We start from the raw sequence: 17,454 nt of genomic DNA, 5'->3' as shown, positions 1-17,454 counted from the left end.
AAGCGGGTAAACGAAGAAACAGGATTGAAAAGAATTAAATGAGCGTGCAAAAAACATCGAGTTTAATCGTATTAGCAGTGACATTGCTACTACCGCTTACAGCAAGTACAAGTGTTTGGGCAGCAGACAACGATACTTATCAAGAACAATTTGAACAAGCCGCAAAAGCCTCTCAAACAGGGGATATGGATGAAGCTATTTCGATTTTAAAATCAATGTTGAAATCCTATCCACAAGATTTAGCGGTCAGTAATAACCTTGCGGTCGCCTATATCAAAAAACAACAGTATAGAAAAGCACAACAAGTGTTAGAGTCGGCGTTGGACGGCGATCCAAGAATTGCATCGTTACGCGAAAATTTAAATCAGATTTATGCTTATCAAGCTCAGCTGGCTTATCAATCGGTGTTTGATAAAACTGAGATTAATTTGCCGAAAGGGCAATGGGTTTTAAGCGCCAGTAGTGACTTGAAAACTCCAGAAAGGTCTCAATTAAAGTTAGTTGAACGTCATATGCAAACAGTGGCGGATTTGGTAGAGCGTTGGCGTGCAACGTGGGCAAGTCAAAATACGTCCGCTTATTTAGGGTTTTATGTTTCAACTTATACACCTGAAGGTTATAAAACGCATCAGTCGTGGGCCAACAGTCGAAAAGGCAGTTTGAAGCGCCCGAGTTATATTAAAATACAGTTAGATAAAGTACAGGTTGTTCCGTTAACGCCGAATACAATCCAAGTGACCTTTTGGCAGGCTTATGAATCGAATACCTTTAAAGATAAGGTTCGTAAGAAGCTGGTTTGGCAAAAACAAGATAACACTTGGAAAATTGTTCAGGAAGATGTGATTTATGAATAGACTATTGCAGCGATGCAGTAAGAAAAAAAATGACCAGGCCTGGTCGTTTTTAGCGTTGGTATTCTTTTGTCTGCCTTGGTCTGCAAGTTTGGCGGAAGACTTTGTTTCTCTGCCGGAAAAAAAATTGATTACTGGACTGAATGCGATTAAAAACTTAGCATTTAACGAAGCTTTTTATGATATGCAGGATTTGGCTAAAAATATGCCGAAGTATCAACTGGCTCAGTTGATGAAAGCCGATTTATACGCTATTAAAGCGGGCAAGTCGGAATGGGTTACGCAGAAAAGAACTGCGCATGCACGCAAGTCGGAAGCGTTGCTGTCAGAGGCTAAGGTGCGTTGGCAGCGTAAGACGGATCTTGAACGATCACGTGGCGATTGGGATGCGTTATTGGCGCAGTATGTTCTTAAGACCAGTCAAGAGCCCTTCCTTGTGATTGTTGATTCTGCAGCCCATCGGCTGTATCTGTATCAAAAAAATGAAAATGGGTATGAAGAAGTCGCGAACTATTATGTTTCAATCGGACAGAAAGGTGCAGGAAAACAAGTACGAGGGGATTTAAAAACACCCGTTGGTATTTATAAAATTGAAAAAGAACTTTCAGATTCGAAATTGCCTGAGCTATATGGGGTTGCCGCTTTAACCTTAAATTATCCAAACAGTTGGGATAAGCAAAAAGGTCGAACTGGGTCTGGGATCTGGTTGCATGGCACGCCTAGAAGTACTTATAGCCGTCCGCCTTTGGCAAGTCGAGGCTGCGTGGTGTTAAATAATCCCGCAATGCAAACTTTGATTTATCAATACCGTTTATCTCATGCCACGCCTGTGATTATTGCTCAGAGTGCACAACGTAGTTTGATTGATCGTAATTATGAAGATAAGCAACAAGTATTGTCCCAAATTAACCAATGGTTACGGTCACAGCAAAATTATCAAGTAGATTGGTCTCGAGTGAGTGTCTATGCTTACCCTGGAGAGCAGGGTGTTTATTATGTAAGTTTTCCGGTTGAAGGTGGCAAGCTTGTTGAGCAATATTGGCAGCGACAAGGTGCCAGTGGGTGGCAAATGGTGTATGAGGCCTTGCAGAAATCAAAAGTTGGCCCACATATATCCTAAATTAGCCTGTTTCGGAAGGATCGTTTTTAGATAATGGGGTCGAATGCTTTCTGGCCCAGTCTTTTATAAATCCCAATCATTTTGTTGAATCTTTTCAGCGACCCAATCTTCCAAATCTTGTAGCATATATTTAATCTCGGAATCTTTCGGCATTCTGCCAGCTGACTTCAGCTCAAGCGTTAACACGGGAATGTTTAAGTGTTCCCCAGCATAGCGCCCTAAAGAGCCTGGATATGTCCCCAAAGCACGATGTTTTAAATGCCCTATTTTATTAGGTTGTGCGTGTTCTGGCCCGTCATAATCTAATAATCCATAAGGGGCATGGATTGAAATAATCGCATTCGGTTTAAAACGTTCAATCAGCTCAACCAGCCACTGTGTTTCAGGTTCGCTATTAGCAAATGGTCCAGGGTAGCGGCGCTTGTTTTTATGGTAGTGGTTTTTCCAGGTTCGTAAAGCCAATTCATCCCAATCAGGCGAAGGAAAATTACGGTTTAAATCCACTGAATTAGCGTTTGGACGAGTGGCAGGGGTTTGAAATAAACCATCTGGGTTGGCTAAGGGTAAAAACAACCAGTGATATCCTGTTTCAGTGCCTTGATCTAGTAAGGTTTGTAACCAAAGATAGGTCAAGCTAATGGCGGCATATTCGTCTCCATGAATGCCGCCGATAAATAAAATGCGACCCTTTGGTGGCATGGAAGCAGAAGGTAACACTTCGCGATATGTTAAAGGACGACTTTCAGTGCTTTGATAGAGATGACTTTCATTTAACCCTAATGCTAAACATTTTTGATACTGAACGGTGCGGAGCTTTTTTGACAAGTCTTGACAAAACCCTTGAATCACTCCGTTCGGCTCTGTCGTTGGGACAGGAATGGAGGCGTATGCATTCGATACCGTTAACAGCAAGCCGATAAAGCTGACGAGCAAGGGTTTAATGGACAAGGTCAATAAGGTTTGCTGGTTGGTTATCATGTTGGAATCGATTCTTAAATTCTTAGGTGTTAGGCAATCTATTTTAAGGCTTAGTGGGTCGGTCGTGTTCAATTTTTTTATTATCCTCATTTATTTTTTATCAATATAAATGATTATATAAAGTCAGCTTTGTTGACAGCTTTGCTGCGAGCAACCTCTTTCGTTATGGTTTTATTTTTAACCAAACGTTGCAGGTCTTGATCTAACGTCTGCATTCCAAGTTTATTTGAGGTTTGGATCACTGAGTACATTTGAGGCACTTTGTCTTCTCGGATTAGGTTTCGAATAGCGGGAGATCCCAATAAAATTTCATGTGCGGCAATGCGACCACCATTTTGTTTTTTCAAAAGCGTTTGGGATATAACGGCATTTAAAGACTCTGAAAGCATTGAACGAACCATATTCTTCTCACCGGCTGGAAAGGCATCAATGATGCGGTCAATAGATTTTGCAGCTGAGTTTGTGTGGAGAGTTGCCAACACTAAATGGCCTGTTTCAGCGGCCGTTAATGCCAAACTAATGGTTTCTAAGTCTCGCATTTCTCCAACGAGGATGACATCGGGATCTTCTCTTAATGCAGATCGTAATGCACTACTAAAATGATGTGTGTCGCGGTGCACTTCTCGTTGGTTGATGAGCGCATTTTTAGGTTGGTGTATAAACTCGATAGGATCTTCAATGGTTAAAATATGTGCCGGTTGTGTCTCGTTGATAAAATCAATTATCGCTGTGAGCGTGGTTGATTTTCCCGACCCTGTTGGGCCTGTCACCAGTACGATGCCTCGAGGCGTTTGTGCAATTTCTTTCAATATTTCAGGTGCATTGAGTTCGCCTAACGTCATGATCTGGTTTGGAATCGTACGAAATACGGCACTTATGCCACGGTTTTGTTGAAAGATGTTAACTCGAAATCGTGCAATGTGGGGTAATTCATAAGAAAAGTCGATTTCCAGCGCGGCTTTAAACTGTTCCTGCTGGGCGGGAGACATAATGCCATAAAGCATACTTTGAAGGGTCTTTGCATTAAGCTCTGGCATGTCTACTCGACGAATATCCCCATCAGAACGAAGCATAGGCACAGTGCCGGCAGATAAATGTAAATCGGATGCTTTTTGCTGCACACTAAATTCTAATAACTGGGTGATGTCCATAAGTTTCCTTCAATTGCCTCATGAATCGAGTAAGTCTGAAACTGAGTGTTTCAGTTTATTTTATTTTGTGGATGGTGGGTTCCAATCCTTCTTTTTTATAAGCCTTCCAGCGTTCACGACCCATTTGAATCAGGTGCTCCGTTTGGTCTAACACTTCAATGGTTCTATTATATAGTTGGAAGTTTTGTGGGAAGTCAGGATGAACATTCAACAGGACATCTTGGCAAGAGGTCACCACCTGATCAGCCCAAAGTTGTATAGGGGCTTCAACCGTTCGCTTAACGCTGTGAGGGATAAATGCTTCCGGCTTATATTGCCAAAGAGATAAATCAAAGCGAGTCATCTCTTCTTCTTTTTCGAACCGAATGTCGCACAATCGTTTTTCCTGGTGAATTTTATTAACCAGTTTGGCAATAAAAGCTTCTCGTTGCTGGGCAGTATCGGTGCCCAACACGTAAAAAATGACATCTTTTTCGAGGGAAGAAGAAGGCATTGTCATCAAACTTGCTCAAGTAAGAAATCAACTAATGCAGGAACTGGGCGTCCGGTTGCCCCTTTGTCTTTTCCACTGACCCAAGCCGTACCGGCGATATCCAAATGTGCCCAGTCCACGTCTTTAGTGAATCGAGCTAGGAATTGTGCTGCGGTGATGGTACCGGCAGCACGGCCGCCAATGTTTGCCATATCGGCAAAGTTAGATTTAAGTTGTTCATCATATTCATCACTTAACGGCATTTGCCAGAAACGATCATAAGTCTTTTGGCCTGAGGCTATAAGCGCATCCACTAACGGTTGGTTGTTACCCAGTACAGCTGACATTTGATGGCCTAGTGCGATAATGCAAGCGCCAGTTAAGGTTGCCATATCGACAATCTTGCTGGGTTTATAGGTTTGTTGCGCGTAGGTTAATGCGTCACATAAAATCAAACGGCCTTCTGCATCAGTATTGAGGATTTCGATGGTTTGACCTGACAAAGATTTGACGACATCGCCCGGCTTGATAGCGTTGCCTGCAGGCATGTTTTCTGTGGCAGGGATAACGGCAACCACATTGAGTTTTGGTTTGATGCGGCCAAGTGCTTCAAATACGCCGAGAACCGTCGCAGCACCGCCCATATCATATTTCATTTCGTCCATCGCTTCACCTGGTTTCAATGAAATACCACCCGTATCAAACGTCACGCCTTTACCGACCAAGGCAATCGGGGCCTGAGAAGCGTCTGCGCCTTGATAGGAAAGACAAATCATTTTAGGTGGGGTGTGAGCGCCTTGTGCGACGGCCATAAATGAGCCCATGCCCATTTTAATCATTTCATCCTGTTCCAAGATGTTCGCCTCAAACCCATAAGTTTTTGCCATGGCTTCTGCGGTTTCCGCTAGGTAGGTTGGGGTGCAAAAGTTACTCGGCATATTGGCTAAGTCTTGTGTTAAAGCCATACCGAGCGCTGAAGCTTGTGCCTGATTCATGGCTGTTTCATTCGCCGCTGTGGTTTCCGCAGCATAGCTCATACTGGTTAGTTTTGGATCTTTTGGCGTTTTCTTGTTACGACTTTCATGCTCATAATCATAAACACTGCGTTGAAACGCTAACGTATTTTGATAAATTGCCCAGGCCTGGTCATTATTAGCAGGTTGGCATTCGATTAGGGTGTTGAGTACATTGGTCGCCCCAGTGTTATCGAGTGCTTTTGCAGCCGCATTTAAGCTTTCAAGGTAGCTTTTAACCGTCAGAGTTTCCAGTTCTCCCATTCCGACCAGTAGCAATCTTGAACAAGCAATGCTTGCGGGTTGAAAAAGCATTTGAGTTTGCCCGGGCTTGGCTAAAAAATCACCTTGTTTGAACAAAGTTTGAGTGAGATCCAAGAGATTGACGTCTTTCGCTAACTGAGTGCTTTGACCTTGATCGAATACCGGTAAAATAAGTGTGTCGAATGAGTGTAAATCGGTGGTTGCATTCAGCTTGAATTGGATTTGTTTCATCTCGTTGAATCCCTTCTTGTATAATCGTGGAAACAGGTGGCAAACTCTAGTTAACTAGAAGTTTACCGCTCGCTAATGTCGAATGAAAGATGACATTATTTGTGTTTATTCATTTAATTCTTATTTTAACGTTTTGGTGACCCTTTTTTGCGAATTCTTGATAAATATCTATACAAAGAACTTTTTGCAACTTTTTTTGCAGTCTTGTCGGTCTTACTGTTAATTACGTTTGGAACGGAAGCCACTAAGTTACTTGCCGTTGCGGTAGAAGGCACCATCCCTTCAACGGTGATTATGCAGGTGTTGCTGTATAAAATTCCGCCCGCTTTGGAAGTCATTCTGCCTTTAGTCGCGTTATTAAGTGTCATGTTAGCGATAGGTCGACTGTACCAAGACCAGGAAATGGTCGTGTTACAGAGTTGTGGTATTTCAACCCGTTTTTTTCAGAAACGTGTCTTTTGGTTTTTAGTGCCTTTGGCTTTATTAACGGCTTGGGTCTCTTTGGTGGTAACACCATGGAGTTACCAGCAAGAACGAAAATTGATTATGGAGGCTCAAACGACATCTCCTCTGGCGGCCTTGGTTCCGGGTAAATTTAATCCTTTGCCTAATGGTGAAGGCATCTTCTATACCCGTTCTATTGACAAAGAGGGTGTTCTGGAATCCGTTTGGGTGCAATTAAACAGTGATGACAGAGACATTCTGATGATAGCACCGAAAGGTAAATTCGAATGGATTAATGATAAGCTTGCTTTGGTTTTATTAAATGGCCAAAGCTATGAAGGATTGAAAAAAGGCGATGAAGTCACGGTCAGAGAATTTGACCGTTTTGAAGGGTTTTTACCGGAAATTCAAGCGACTTCCGAAGCGCAAAAAGTATTTGAGATTTCAACCCTGGCGTTATGGCAGTCTGATAAACCTGAGCATGAAGCTTTGTTGCAATGGCGGCTTATTACCCCATTTAGTATCTTAGTTTTAGGGTTACTTGGTTTGAAAATGAGTAAGTCCGGTCCAAGAGAGGGGCGGTTTGCTAAAGTATTCTTTGCGTTAGTGCTTTATGTTATTTATAACCAGTTATTGGTGACTTTAAGAGAAGCTATCAGTAATGATGGGTTATCTCCTTTGATAGGGTTGTGGCCAGTCCCGGCTGTTTTCTTGATATATGCCCTTTATCAGGGCAGCCTTCGACCGGCTTGGTTTAAATTACCCAGTCTGGCTATCACGCTTCCCTTTAAAAAAACAATAGAACGGAAATGATGAACTTAATTGAACGATATTTAGGTCGCGTTTTAATCGGCCATACCTTGTTGGTCTTGATGGTGTTGCTGATTATTTTAGGCTTCTCTGAATTCATGATTCAGCTTGGAAAGGTGTCTGAAGACTATACTGTTGCGAAAGGCGCATTGTATACCGTTTTGAAACTGCCGGTTTATGGTTACGAGATTTTTCCAGTTGCTTTGCTGATTGGAACTTTGATTGGGTTAGGAGGGTTGGCGAATCATGCAGAGTTAACGATTCTGCGCGTGACTGGTTGGTCTATTGGTCGAATTTTTATCGCGGTCATGAAGTCTGCTTTTATATTATGGATTTGCGCTGCGGTTGTTGGGGAATGGGTTGCGCCAGCCAGCGAAAGTTTTGCTAAAAAAATGCGTGGAGAGGCTTTACATAAAAATTTTTCAATTGGCTCCACGGATGATTTTTGGATGCGTGATGGTGAACGTTATATTCATGTTGGGCGAGTGATTTCAGACACGCAGTTTTATGATGTAACGATTTATACGCTGGATAAGGGACAATTGTCAGAACAAACACATGCTAATACCGCTCGATATTCAGAAAAAGAAGGTCATTGGGTTTTATATACTTTGAATCGAAAAGTTCTGGGGTGGGAAAAAATGCCAGCGTTTACGCCAGATAGGTCAAGCTGGAAAAAGCTACACTTTAACCAATATGATGAAATCCAAGATTCGGTTGATTTACCATTGTCCCCCTCTTTATTAAAGAGACTACATGTTGACACCCGCTATATGGGGATAACCGACCTTTTTAGTTATATTTCATTTTTAGAAGAAAACGGGTTGGATGCAGAACCCTATAAGCTTGCTTTTTGGCGAAAATTGGCGATGCCGTTTGTGATATTGGGGATGATTGCGCTGGTTTTTCCATTGATTTTTGGTTCACAACGGCAAGTCAGTATCGGTCAGAGAATTTTCGTGGGGATTATGATTGGAATGAGTTTCCACTTGCTCAACCAAATTTTTGGAAACTTAAGTGTCGTCTATCAGCTACCCGCGATTATGGGCGCTTTCTTGCCTTCCCTTGTATTGGTGTTTGCCGCCTTTTTACTAATGAGGCGGCTTCGTTAAAGACTTAAGCGCCAGTGATTTTGTTTAGTCTTTAAGTTCGATTTCAATCTGTTTTAATACTTGCTCGACAGTAATCGCATCCATGCAGGCGGGGTCTGTGCACGGCGTTTTACGATGGTTGGCTGCACTGACACAAGGGGAGCATGCTAAGCCAGCAAAAAGAGAGGTACTGTTGCCTAATGAACCATATAGTTTAGGGGTTTCAGGGCCAAATAAGACAAACGTTTTTAATGGCGTGATAGAAGAGAAATGGCCTGGCCCAGAGTCATTGGTGACCATTAAGCGTGAGATGGTATATAAAATTGGCATTTCCAGTAATTTCAATTGTCCTGCAAAGTTCACGCAACGATCATGCCCTACCTTGAGTCGAAGCGCTTCCGCTTCTTCCTTTTCATTGGGGGCGCCTGTAATTAGGATAATGGCATTTTCATAACGCTCTAACACGGATTGCATCAACGCAATAAAATTCTCTTTGGGCCAGCGACGTTGTGGCAATAAGTCACTTGCATTCGGGTTCATTAAAATCAATTGGTGTTGGTCTTGTTCAAATGCTGGAAAACACTTTTTGACTTTGTCAAAAACAAAAGCCTTTTCTTCTTTGTTGAAGTTGACTTGGTCAAGCTGCACATCCTGATCGGTAATCAAAATTTTTGAAAATGGAATTTCTGCTGTTTTAGCTTCTAAGGCGTGAATTAAAGCGATAAAGTTTTTGGCGATATGGATATGAGGGTTGTAGCTGACTTTATGGGTCAGCATTTCGCCACGATAGAGGCCTTCACCATGAAAGTTATGATAGCCAACGCGATTGTTTGCCCCGCTGAATCCAGTTAATAGTGCCGATACACGAGAAAAAAGCTCTAAATCGATTGCGGTATCGATTTTGTGTTTTCGGCACCAGAAAAGATAACGAACAGCATCGCGCATTAAAGTGAATAAGTTGTCTTCGCACAACGTGAAAATGTTTTCCTGAGGAATAGTATTCAATAGATCAAGGCTGGGTTTGTTTTTACTGAAGATGACGAAAAATAAGTTAGCATTGAATTGCTTCTGTGCTCTTTTCATGGCCGGGTCAGCGATGATGGTGCTTCCCATTTCTGAGAGCTCGACAAATAGAATGTTTTTGGGTGTCGTTGTTTTTTTGCGAGTGATCCAGTGAGACACTTTTAACAAATAAGTGCTCACAAAGGTCAAGGGAATGCCTAAGTGATGATCGATTTTTCGCATTAAATCAACGTTCATGAATGTGTCCTAAAAGTATATATTGACCAAACCATTATAGATATTTATGTTGGCTGGTGAGATAGAAGAATAATCCGGGTAAAGCACTTAGGATTAAAATAATGCCATATAATAAAGACATTGCCAATACGAGATGTTCATCAACGCCAATCATCATAAACAGTGCTATTAATGCGCCTTCTCGAACCCCCCAACCTGCAAATGAGATAGGAAGGATGGTTAATAGGATTGCGGGCGGAATAACGACAAGATAAGTAATTAACGGTTCGTTAATGCCTAAGCTGTGACCAATACCAAAGATGGCAACCATGGATAGTAAATGAATCAAGATAGATAGTCCAAGCTGTTGGCTGATACGTTTTGGGGTTTTATAAATAAAGCGGAAACGTTCTGAGAGTTCATAAAATAATCGAGTGAGCTTGTAGCGTTTAAAATAAGGAAACTTGTGAATCGCCATTAACACAAACAGGCCGAATAATGCGGTAACCAAAATAATGTTGATGGTCATAAACACTTCATAAGGCATAAGATTAAATTCAAACGAATTGGCAAATAAATTCAACAGCAGTAAGCCAACCAGTCCGACGATACGATCAATAAAAACACCATAAAAAGCTTCCTTAATCAGTCCGCCGTGTGCCGATACTTCAGCGATTCGGTAGGCATCCCCGCCAATACTGGTAGGCAGAACCTGATTGAATAGACTGCCTTTAAAGTAACTTCGGAAATAAAACCTGAACGGGTGTTTGAATTGGAGGGCGTCCATAATGAGAGACCAGCGATAAGCTGCAACGGTTTGGCTAAGAATCTGAACAATCAGTGCAGCGGCTAAAAGCCCTAAGCTGGCATTTAACATCGTATCCCAGACGGCGACAATATCAAATTTATATAGAATGAACCCAATAATAAAAACTGATAAAGCGAGTTTAATAAGGTTGCCCAAACGAAATCCTTTAAAGGTTGGTCAAAATAATTGGCTGCTATTATCGCAAAACTGGCAGCAAACTGCGAGTTAAGTTAATTGTGTTTAGGGGGTTAGTGGTTTTTGGGTGGGGTCAAGCGTTTTAACCCAGCCTTGATAAGAAACCGCTTGGAAGTTTTCACAAAAATAGAAGTGATACGTTACGATGGTTATTCCTCGCTTGATAATCGGCAGTTGCTTGAGGGCGGTACATGTTTCAAAGTGACCTGAAGAACCCGTTTTTGGTGGGATGTCTTCATAAGAAGGCACAATCATCAAGCCATTTGAACCTTTTGCGGGGTTCCCGAACCAAAGATCGAACTGATCGAAACGGTTATCTGTGATGTACACTGGCTGAGGGTATGCATACCAGCCAATACGACTGGCTTGTGACCAGTTTGATGCAAATAAAGGAGCGTTGTGATATTCGGGTTGTAAGTCCTTAGCTTGCTGAATCGCTTCAGGCCAACCATGCAGATCTCTCACGATATTTTCATTGTCAGGTAATGGCATCCAAGGGGTTGCCAGTTGACTATTTAGAATCAAAGAAGCAGAAAGCGTAATGATGCTACTGATATAGACAAAGGCTCTCACGGTTTTAAATTGCCAGTGTTTCCAACACCAGTAAACCACTGCTGGACTGATCAATAACCAGGCAAGCTGTGTCCAGTGTGGTAAGCTCATTTCATAGCCCGAATTCATGGCAAATAAAAGCACGATTGGCAATGCGAAAGCGGCTAATAGTCTAGCGACTTCGGCTTGTTTTTGGTGCCAAGTCGAGAGCATTAACCACCAGCCGAGACCAAATAATAATAAAGAATAGACGCCAGCTTGTGCCAGTTGAGTATTCAATACCCGGTGCCAGTCCCAATTGTCATTGTGGGTGCCGTGTTTAAGCTGATACAAGATAGATATCCAGTCATGTGTACTGTTCCAATACAAAATAGGCGAGATGATTACTGCCGCAATGACTATTGCCAGCCACAGCCCTTTGTCCTTTAACCAATAAAAACGTTTTTCGATCAGCATCACAATGAGCAAAGAAAGGACTAAGGTAATCGCGGTATATTTTGATAGCCCTGCAACCCCTAGCCAGAAACCAAGCCATATCCAAATTTTTAAAGAGTGTTTAGTATTGCTAGGCGATTCGCGTAAATTCAGAAAGGTCCAAAAAACCATTAAACTGGCCAGTATTAATGGGGTGTCCGGCAGCATGGAAATACTCAACAATTGAAACATGAGTGCGCTGTTAATGAGTGCGAGTGTCCAGAAACCTATCCAATGGAAACTTGGGTAAAGCCGAACGGATATATGATATAGCACCAAGTTGGATGCGGCGAAAAATAAAGCCGGAATAACGCGTAAAGCGGTATCAGAATGTGAGATCGGAACAATTAACGCGTTGAGCCAACCGACCATAGGGGGATGGTCAAAATAACTCCAGTCTAGCTTTAACCCATAAAGTGCATAATGCGCTTCATCTACACTCAAGTTGACCTGGCCAGCTAACATTAAATGCCATAACGCCAACGAGACTATTAAGATCAAGCTATAACGGTAAGGGGCGGGTTGTGGTTGCGTTAAAGTAGGTTGTCTCATCATGTTGTTGGCTTTATGCCTTGGCTGCTAGGGTCTGTTAAAAGGGTTTTATAAGGTTCGCCTGCAATTTCTTCGACGAAACGTGGTACCAGGTATCCGGGCAGTGTCTGGCGCATTTGTTCAAATATTGCCCAGGCCTGAGCATTTTTGATTTCAAAATGGCCTGCGCCAGAAACCTTATCCAATAAATGACAATAATAAGGCAAAATGCCTTGCGAGAATAATTTTTTGCTCAAAGCAATCAATGCATTTGCAGAGTCATTAATATCCTTGAGAAGGACGGTTTGGTTTAATAACAAAACGTCGGATTGACGAAATTGCTGCATCAACTCGGCGGACTCTGATGTAAGTTCATTGGCATGATTACAGTGCACCACCAATACTTTTTGTAAGCGTGATTGCTGCAGTGTTTTTAAAAGCTGCGGGCGATTTGCTTTGTGCGGTGCGACAATGGGGGTGCGGCTGTGAATTCGTAAAGTATCAACGTGAGGGATGGCTTCAATGTCATTAATTAACGCAATCAGAGCGTTTTCCGATAAGCTCATCGGATCGCCACCACTTAGAATGACTTCTTTAATTGAAGGGTCTTGCGCAATACTTTCCAAAGCGGCTTGCCAGTGTTGTTGTTTGGCTTGTTCATAAGGAAAGTGCCGACGAAAGCAGTAACGACAATGGATATCGCAGCGAGGGCTGGCAATCAACAGTGCGCGTCCGTGATACTTGTGAATTAAACTGGGGTGTGGGTTGGCGGCTAAATCGCCCACCGGGTCAGGAGAAAATCCGGGGTATATTTCATTTTCCGCCAGGCCTGGCAAAATTTGTTTTAACAAGGGATCGTTTGGGTTACCTTTTTCGATTTGGTTTGCAAAGTGTTTTGGCACTTTAAAAGGAAAATCAGTATCAAAAGCGATGGGCAAATCATCAGGCGAGAGCTCAACTAAGTCACACAGTTGTTCTATCGATTGGATCATTTTGCCTCACTTCATAGACGTCCAGCCTTGAGTTTTGCTTTGTTTAACAAGAAACTACCTTAGGCGACCGAGTTGCGTTAAAATATGCGGCTTATTTTACATGAAACACATTTGAAAAGAATTTTTAAAAGGTGAGGCGCTTAATTTCAAGCGTGAATCGTAAGGGCAGAATTTATGGCAACAGTCAGCACAAGTGAATTTAAAAACGGTTTGAAATTTTTAATGGATGGGCAACCTTGTACCATTGTTGATAATCAACTCGTACAACCGGGGAAAGGCCAAGCATTTAACCGAGTTAAGTTTCGTAACTTAATCACTGGGCGCGTTTTGGAAAACACATTCAAATCAGGTGAAAAAGTAGAAGCGGCTGATGTCATGGATACCGAGTTACAATATTTATATAGCGACGGTGACTTTTGGCACTTTATGGATCCAGCAACTTTTGAACAATATCAGGCTGGAGAAGCGGCAGTTGCTGATGTGCAAAAATGGTTGATCGAACAGGATATCTGCACAGTAACACTTTGGAACGGTGACCCTATTTCAGTTTTACCGCCAAAACAAGTGATACTGGAAGTGACTGAAACCGACCCAGGTCTAAAAGGGGATACCGCTGGAACCGGTGGTAAACCAGCGACCTTATCGACTGGTGCCGTCGTTCAAGTGCCTTTATTTATTCAAATTGGTGAGAAAGTGATTTGTAATACCCAGACTGGGGAATACGTTTCACGTGCTAAGTAAGTTGGCTTGTTGTTAACATGACTTGGCAGCCAACCGCATCCATAGAACAATTAAAAAAGCGCTCGCAGTGGTTAAAAGACCTGCGGGCGTTTTTTTATGCTCGCTCGGTGATGGAGGTGGATACCCCTATTCTGTCGAGTGCGGCGACGCCCGATCTTCATCTGCGTTCGCTCAAAACCTCGGTGCAAGTTCCAGGCATCAAAGACAAACAACCTTACTTTTTACATACCTCTCCTGAATACCCTATGAAACGTCTATTGTGTGCTGGCAGTGGCGATATCTTTTACTTAGGTAAAGTGTTCCGAGATGGTGATTTGAGCGCTCGACACCAAGTCGAATTCACGTTGTTGGAATGGTATCGTTTAGGGTTTGATTTAACAGAAATAATGGCTGAAACGGCGACTTTAATTCAACTCGTTATCGGGCCAAAACCAACGCAAATGTTGAGTTATGAACAAGCCTTTCGGCAGTACGCCGGGGTGTCATCTATTCACGTCGCGACCGCTGAAGAATGTCGACAATGCCTTGCCCGTCATCAAATCCCAGAAGTGATTGGGGTTGATAAGGATGACAAGGTTCTTTGGGAACAACTTATTTTAACGGAAGTTATAGAACCTTTATTAGGTCAGAATGCCATCACGTATTTGTTTCATTATCCAGCACGAGACGCAGCCTTGGCCGAGATTTCAAAAGAAAACCCACAGGTCGCATTACGTTTTGAAGTCTTTGTCGAGGGCATGGAATTGGCAAATGGATATCAAGAACTTCAAGATTCAGATGGTTATCGTGATCGGTTTGAAGCCAGTTTGTCGGATCGGATAGCGCATGGCGCTGAACCCGTTCCTGTAGACAATTATTTGTTGGATGCCTTAAAAGAAAAAGGACTGCCGGAATGCTCCGGAGTGGCATTAGGGGTTGATCGTTTGTTTATGTTGGCCGCCAAACATAAAAACATTGAGTCGGTGATCCCTTTTGGGTTAGGTAATGCCTAGCTTCAGGGTTATTGAGGGCTTGACATGGCGTGTATAATAATTTAGTAACCCCTTGTTTTTAAATTAACCAGGGTTGGCGTGAAAAACTTTGCTGGGTTGTTTGCTATAAAGTTTTTATGCGCCATGATTATCGTAAAACTTGATTAACCCAATAACAACAGTTTTGATGACTTAACGACCTCCAGGAGAACTCCATGTCAGATTTGCCTATTACGCAAAGATCCGTGATGACCTTATTTTCAGATTCAAAAAGCCCAAGTTCGCATCGAGTGAGATTGATGGCACAAGAAAAAGACATTCCTCTGGAAATTATTGAAGTTGATACCTCGGAAGGCATGCCAGAAGATTTACTGGAACTGAACCCTTATGGTACCTTACCAACACTGGTGGACCGTGATTTGGTACTTTACGATCCTCAAGTGATTGTTGAATATTTAGATGAGCGTTTTCCGCACCCGCCTTTATTATCGGTTGACCCTATCTCGAAAGCACGTTCGCGCCAGATGCTTCGTCAAATTGAACAAGAATGGTATGCTTTGGTGGATACTATTACACAGAGTGATGACGAAAAAGCAGTCAAAACAGCCCGTCGTGATTTGCAAGAACGTTTGATTCAAATGATTCCTGTTTTTGAGCATCAACCTTTCTTTATGAATGAAGAATATTCTTTGGTTGACGTGAGTTTGGCGGTATTGATGTGGCGTTTACCTTATTTGGGAATTGAATTACCTAAATCAGCTAAAGCGGTTAAAGATTATTCAGATAAGGTTTTATCACGAGAAGTGTTTGCTGAAAGTTTGTCTGATGATGAACTTGATATGCGAGAAGTCATCTAATTCTAAATTGTTTTATTAATACAATAAATGGTACTGGAGTAACGGACGTAATATGATCTCGAATCGCCCTTATATGATCAGAGCGCTATTTGATTGGATTGTGGATAATGAATGGACACCACATTTGCAAGTGGATGCCAACTATCCTGGGATTCAAGTTCCTATGGAATTTGCTCAAGATGGTGTGATTGTGTTAAATGTGCATCCTGATGCGGTCAGAGAGTTGCAGTTGGCAAACGACTGGTTCTTTTTTAAAGCGCGTTTTCAAGGAATTGAAAGAGAAATTGGATTTCCGCCTGAAGCTGTGTTGGCTATTTTTGCCCGTGAAAATGGGCAAGGTATGCCTTTTCCGCCGGAACCGTATCCAGAAGAAACCAGTTCAATGGAAGACAAACCTTCTTTATCAGCAGTCGATTCGACTGAGTCCTCTACACCTGAAAGCGATTCTGAAAGCGCTAAAACCGATAAGCCAAAAAAACGCTCACATCTGTCGGTTGTCAAATAACGCATAAGCCTTTGTGGTTTTGAGGTGAAAGGGGTTTTTAATGCTTTTGACTGATTGACGCCAAAGTATGAACCAGGTTTTTGATTAAGCCTGTTCATTCTATCCTTGGTTACAAGCATCGTTATTTTTAATTCAGTTTAGCCCTTTTATTTTTCACTCGTCAGAAAAGGGGTGAATCACTTTAACCGATGGAAAGTGATCTTGAATAGTCTGTGTGTCTTGTCGTAAGAAAAGCAGTTTCAAATTCGGCCCTGCATCCATTGTGAAATACACCTCACATCCTTCGCTACGAAGTTGCCATATTTGATGCATTGCTGCCACCGACTCAGGTTGCCAATATAGAATTGGAGGCCAGGTTGCGATCATGGTGGCATGCATGGCAAGCGCATTGTTTTCTGATGTTTGTCCAAGCTGTTGAAAATCTTTACGTTCAATAGCTTGGTGAATTTTCTGTAAATCTGCTTCGGCTTTATCAGGCCAAGCGGCATACAATTCACAATGATTTACTGTATTTTGCATCCCCTGGGTCGAGCTGATGGGTTTTTCTGAAACATCAATTTCCAGTAATCCAATACATAATTCTGGCCAGGCCTGGTCAATTTTTTCGGCGTAACTGTCCATTCCATTATCTAATTGCCCTTTATGCCACAAGGCAAATCCATTATATAAAGATCGGCTGGCACTGCCACTTCCAAGTCGAGCCAATAAAGAAAGGCGTTTTAAAGGCAAATCCCATTGAAAGCAGTCATTCAGGGCAAGCGCTAAAGCAGCATAGCCAGATGCAGAAGATGCTAGCCCAGCTGCCGTTGGTACGCTATTGATGGTGTTGACAACAAAGCCGCCTTGCGTGTTCGGTCGGAATAAATCTAAAAACAAGCTGGTTCTTTGGGCAAAAGCATTGTCTGATTTTAAGAGTGTTTTATTTAAGTAAATTTCATCCGATTGATTTTCCATCCATTCAAGGTGTGTTTCCGTCCCCAACCCAGGAAGGCTGACGGATAAGCTACTGTTAGTGGGTAGGTTTAAATCCACATTTCGTTTTCCCCAGTACTTACTGAGAGCAATATTGACAGGCGCTTGCCCAATTCCTTTTTGTTTAGGGGTTCGGTGAGGAATGATTTGGTCAACAAAATGGCGTTGTGTATTTTTCATAAAGAGGCTCTT

General features: G+C 42.4%; 17 protein-coding genes. 8 read left to right on the top strand and 9 right to left on the bottom strand.

Annotated features, from left to right (window positions below):
• Nucleotides 1-38 precede the first annotated feature (38 nt).
• Both P8629_RS04820 and P8629_RS04815 read left to right on the top strand, forming a co-directional pair.
• Nucleotides 39-854: a L,D-transpeptidase Cds6 family protein gene (locus P8629_RS04820; RefSeq protein WP_278164978.1), complete on the top strand. Its 816-nt coding sequence runs from the start codon at nt 39-41 to the stop codon at nt 852-854.
• Nucleotides 847-1,971: a L,D-transpeptidase family protein gene (locus P8629_RS04815; protein WP_278164976.1), complete on the top strand. Its 1,125-nt coding sequence runs from the start codon at nt 847-849 to the stop codon at nt 1,969-1,971. The genes P8629_RS04820 and P8629_RS04815 overlap by 8 nt, the downstream gene beginning before the upstream one ends.
• Before the next feature lie 63 nt (nt 1,972-2,034).
• Here P8629_RS04815 and P8629_RS04810 read toward each other — a convergent pair whose 3' ends face one another.
• The 4 genes from P8629_RS04810 to P8629_RS04795 all read right to left on the bottom strand — a co-directional run bounded on the left by P8629_RS04810 (nt 2,035) and on the right by P8629_RS04795 (nt 6,080).
• Nucleotides 2,035-2,949 (bottom strand): M14 family zinc carboxypeptidase, encoded by a 915-nt coding sequence (locus tag P8629_RS04810; RefSeq protein ID WP_278164974.1) that lies wholly within the window; start codon nt 2,947-2,949, stop codon nt 2,035-2,037.
• A gap of 113 nt (nt 2,950-3,062) precedes the next feature.
• Nucleotides 3,063-4,100 carry a type IV pilus twitching motility protein PilT gene (locus P8629_RS04805; RefSeq protein WP_278164973.1) on the bottom strand — a complete coding sequence of 346 codons (1,038 nt, stop codon included), beginning with the start codon at nt 4,098-4,100 and terminating at the stop codon, nt 3,063-3,065.
• 55 nt (nt 4,101-4,155) lie between these two features.
• Nucleotides 4,156-4,599, bottom strand: coding sequence for a DNA polymerase III subunit chi (locus tag P8629_RS04800; RefSeq protein ID WP_278164971.1), 444 nt, complete (start codon nt 4,597-4,599; stop codon nt 4,156-4,158).
• Nucleotides 4,599-6,080 carry a leucyl aminopeptidase gene (locus tag P8629_RS04795; RefSeq protein ID WP_278164969.1) on the bottom strand — a complete coding sequence of 494 codons (1,482 nt, stop codon included), beginning with the start codon at nt 6,078-6,080 and terminating at the stop codon, nt 4,599-4,601. The genes P8629_RS04800 and P8629_RS04795 overlap by 1 nt, the downstream gene beginning before the upstream one ends.
• Before the next feature lie 147 nt (nt 6,081-6,227).
• Between P8629_RS04795 and lptF the strand changes: the two genes are divergently transcribed.
• Both lptF and lptG read left to right on the top strand, forming a co-directional pair.
• Nucleotides 6,228-7,337, top strand: coding sequence for an LPS export ABC transporter permease LptF (gene lptF / locus P8629_RS04790; RefSeq protein WP_278164967.1), 1,110 nt, complete (start codon nt 6,228-6,230; stop codon nt 7,335-7,337).
• Entirely contained in the window at nt 7,334-8,446 is a 1,113-nt protein-coding gene (gene lptG, locus P8629_RS04785) for an LPS export ABC transporter permease LptG (RefSeq protein WP_278164965.1), read from the top strand. Before lptF ends, lptG begins: the two co-directional genes overlap by 4 nt.
• Nucleotides 8,447-8,470: 24 nt before the next feature.
• Here the strand turns inward: lptG and P8629_RS04780 are convergent, their stop codons facing one another.
• The 4 genes from P8629_RS04780 to epmB form a co-directional block, all read right to left on the bottom strand.
• Nucleotides 8,471-9,685: a glycosyltransferase family 9 protein gene (locus tag P8629_RS04780; protein WP_278164963.1), complete on the bottom strand. Its 1,215-nt coding sequence runs from the start codon at nt 9,683-9,685 to the stop codon at nt 8,471-8,473.
• 34 nt (nt 9,686-9,719) lie between these two features.
• Nucleotides 9,720-10,628 (bottom strand): lysylphosphatidylglycerol synthase transmembrane domain-containing protein, encoded by a 909-nt coding sequence (locus P8629_RS04775; protein ID WP_278164961.1) that lies wholly within the window; start codon nt 10,626-10,628, stop codon nt 9,720-9,722.
• An 84-nt stretch (nt 10,629-10,712) separates the two neighbouring features.
• Complete coding sequence (locus P8629_RS04770; RefSeq protein ID WP_278164959.1) at nt 10,713-12,248, bottom strand: ArnT family glycosyltransferase; 1,536 nt, start codon at nt 12,246-12,248, stop codon at nt 10,713-10,715.
• Nucleotides 12,245-13,216: an EF-P beta-lysylation protein EpmB gene (gene epmB / locus P8629_RS04765; protein ID WP_278164957.1), complete on the bottom strand. Its 972-nt coding sequence runs from the start codon at nt 13,214-13,216 to the stop codon at nt 12,245-12,247. The genes P8629_RS04770 and epmB overlap by 4 nt, the downstream gene beginning before the upstream one ends.
• 174 nt (nt 13,217-13,390) lie before the next feature.
• Here epmB and efp point away from each other — a divergent pair, with 174 nt between their 5' ends.
• The 4 genes from efp (at nt 13,391) to P8629_RS04745 (ending at nt 16,290) form a co-directional block, all read left to right on the top strand.
• Nucleotides 13,391-13,957, top strand: a complete 567-nt coding sequence (gene efp, locus P8629_RS04760; RefSeq protein WP_278164955.1) for an elongation factor P — start codon at nt 13,391-13,393, stop codon at nt 13,955-13,957.
• 17 nt (nt 13,958-13,974) lie between these two features.
• Entirely contained in the window at nt 13,975-14,949 is a 975-nt protein-coding gene (gene epmA / locus P8629_RS04755) for an EF-P lysine aminoacylase EpmA (RefSeq protein WP_278164953.1), read from the top strand.
• A 194-nt stretch (nt 14,950-15,143) separates the two neighbouring features.
• The gene (locus P8629_RS04750; protein WP_278164951.1) at nt 15,144-15,785 is read left to right on the top strand and encodes a glutathione S-transferase N-terminal domain-containing protein; all 642 of its coding nucleotides are present in this window, start codon (nt 15,144-15,146) and stop codon (nt 15,783-15,785) included.
• Nucleotides 15,786-15,837: 52 nt separating this feature from the next.
• Nucleotides 15,838-16,290 carry a ClpXP protease specificity-enhancing factor gene (locus tag P8629_RS04745; protein WP_278164949.1) on the top strand — a complete coding sequence of 151 codons (453 nt, stop codon included), beginning with the start codon at nt 15,838-15,840 and terminating at the stop codon, nt 16,288-16,290.
• 153 nt (nt 16,291-16,443) lie between these two features.
• On the opposite strand, the gene mvaD is transcribed toward P8629_RS04745, so the two are convergent.
• Nucleotides 16,444-17,442 (bottom strand): diphosphomevalonate decarboxylase, encoded by a 999-nt coding sequence (mvaD, locus tag P8629_RS04740; protein WP_278164947.1) that lies wholly within the window; start codon nt 17,440-17,442, stop codon nt 16,444-16,446.
• Between the last annotated feature and the right edge of the window lie 12 nt (nt 17,443-17,454).

It is taken from the genome of Hydrogenovibrio sp. 3SP14C1 (assembly GCF_029625905.1).
GTDB lineage: Bacteria > Pseudomonadota > Gammaproteobacteria > Thiomicrospirales > Thiomicrospiraceae > Hydrogenovibrio.
The sequence above is the reverse complement of the archived record's forward strand: the minus strand, read 5'-3'. Positions and strand labels throughout refer to the sequence as shown.

What these genes read in the sequence shown, in the direction of transcription:
- P8629_RS04745 (WP_278164949.1), top strand. Translation starts at nt 15,838, where the DNA reads ATGATCTCGAATCGCCCTTATATGATCAGAGCGCTATTTGATTGGATT.
- P8629_RS04770 (WP_278164959.1), bottom strand. Translation starts at nt 12,248, where the DNA reads ATGATGAGACAACCTACTTTAACGCAACCACAACCCGCCCCTTACCGT.
- P8629_RS04780 (WP_278164963.1), bottom strand. Translation starts at nt 9,685, where the DNA reads ATGAACGTTGATTTAATGCGAAAAATCGATCATCACTTAGGCATTCCC.
- P8629_RS04800 (WP_278164971.1), bottom strand. Translation starts at nt 4,599, where the DNA reads ATGACAATGCCTTCTTCTTCCCTCGAAAAAGATGTCATTTTTTACGTG.
- epmA (WP_278164953.1), top strand. Translation starts at nt 13,975, where the DNA reads ATGACTTGGCAGCCAACCGCATCCATAGAACAATTAAAAAAGCGCTCG.
- P8629_RS04820 (WP_278164978.1), top strand. Translation starts at nt 39, where the DNA reads ATGAGCGTGCAAAAAACATCGAGTTTAATCGTATTAGCAGTGACATTG.
- P8629_RS04810 (WP_278164974.1), bottom strand. Translation starts at nt 2,949, where the DNA reads ATGATAACCAACCAGCAAACCTTATTGACCTTGTCCATTAAACCCTTG.
- P8629_RS04750 (WP_278164951.1), top strand. Translation starts at nt 15,144, where the DNA reads ATGTCAGATTTGCCTATTACGCAAAGATCCGTGATGACCTTATTTTCA.
- epmB (WP_278164957.1), bottom strand. Translation starts at nt 13,216, where the DNA reads ATGATCCAATCGATAGAACAACTGTGTGACTTAGTTGAGCTCTCGCCT.
- mvaD (WP_278164947.1), bottom strand. Translation starts at nt 17,442, where the DNA reads ATGAAAAATACACAACGCCATTTTGTTGACCAAATCATTCCTCACCGA.
- efp (WP_278164955.1), top strand. Translation starts at nt 13,391, where the DNA reads ATGGCAACAGTCAGCACAAGTGAATTTAAAAACGGTTTGAAATTTTTA.
- P8629_RS04805 (WP_278164973.1), bottom strand. Translation starts at nt 4,100, where the DNA reads ATGGACATCACCCAGTTATTAGAATTTAGTGTGCAGCAAAAAGCATCC.
- P8629_RS04815 (WP_278164976.1), top strand. Translation starts at nt 847, where the DNA reads ATGAATAGACTATTGCAGCGATGCAGTAAGAAAAAAAATGACCAGGCC.
- P8629_RS04795 (WP_278164969.1), bottom strand. Translation starts at nt 6,080, where the DNA reads ATGAAACAAATCCAATTCAAGCTGAATGCAACCACCGATTTACACTCA.
- lptG (WP_278164965.1), top strand. Translation starts at nt 7,334, where the DNA reads ATGATGAACTTAATTGAACGATATTTAGGTCGCGTTTTAATCGGCCAT.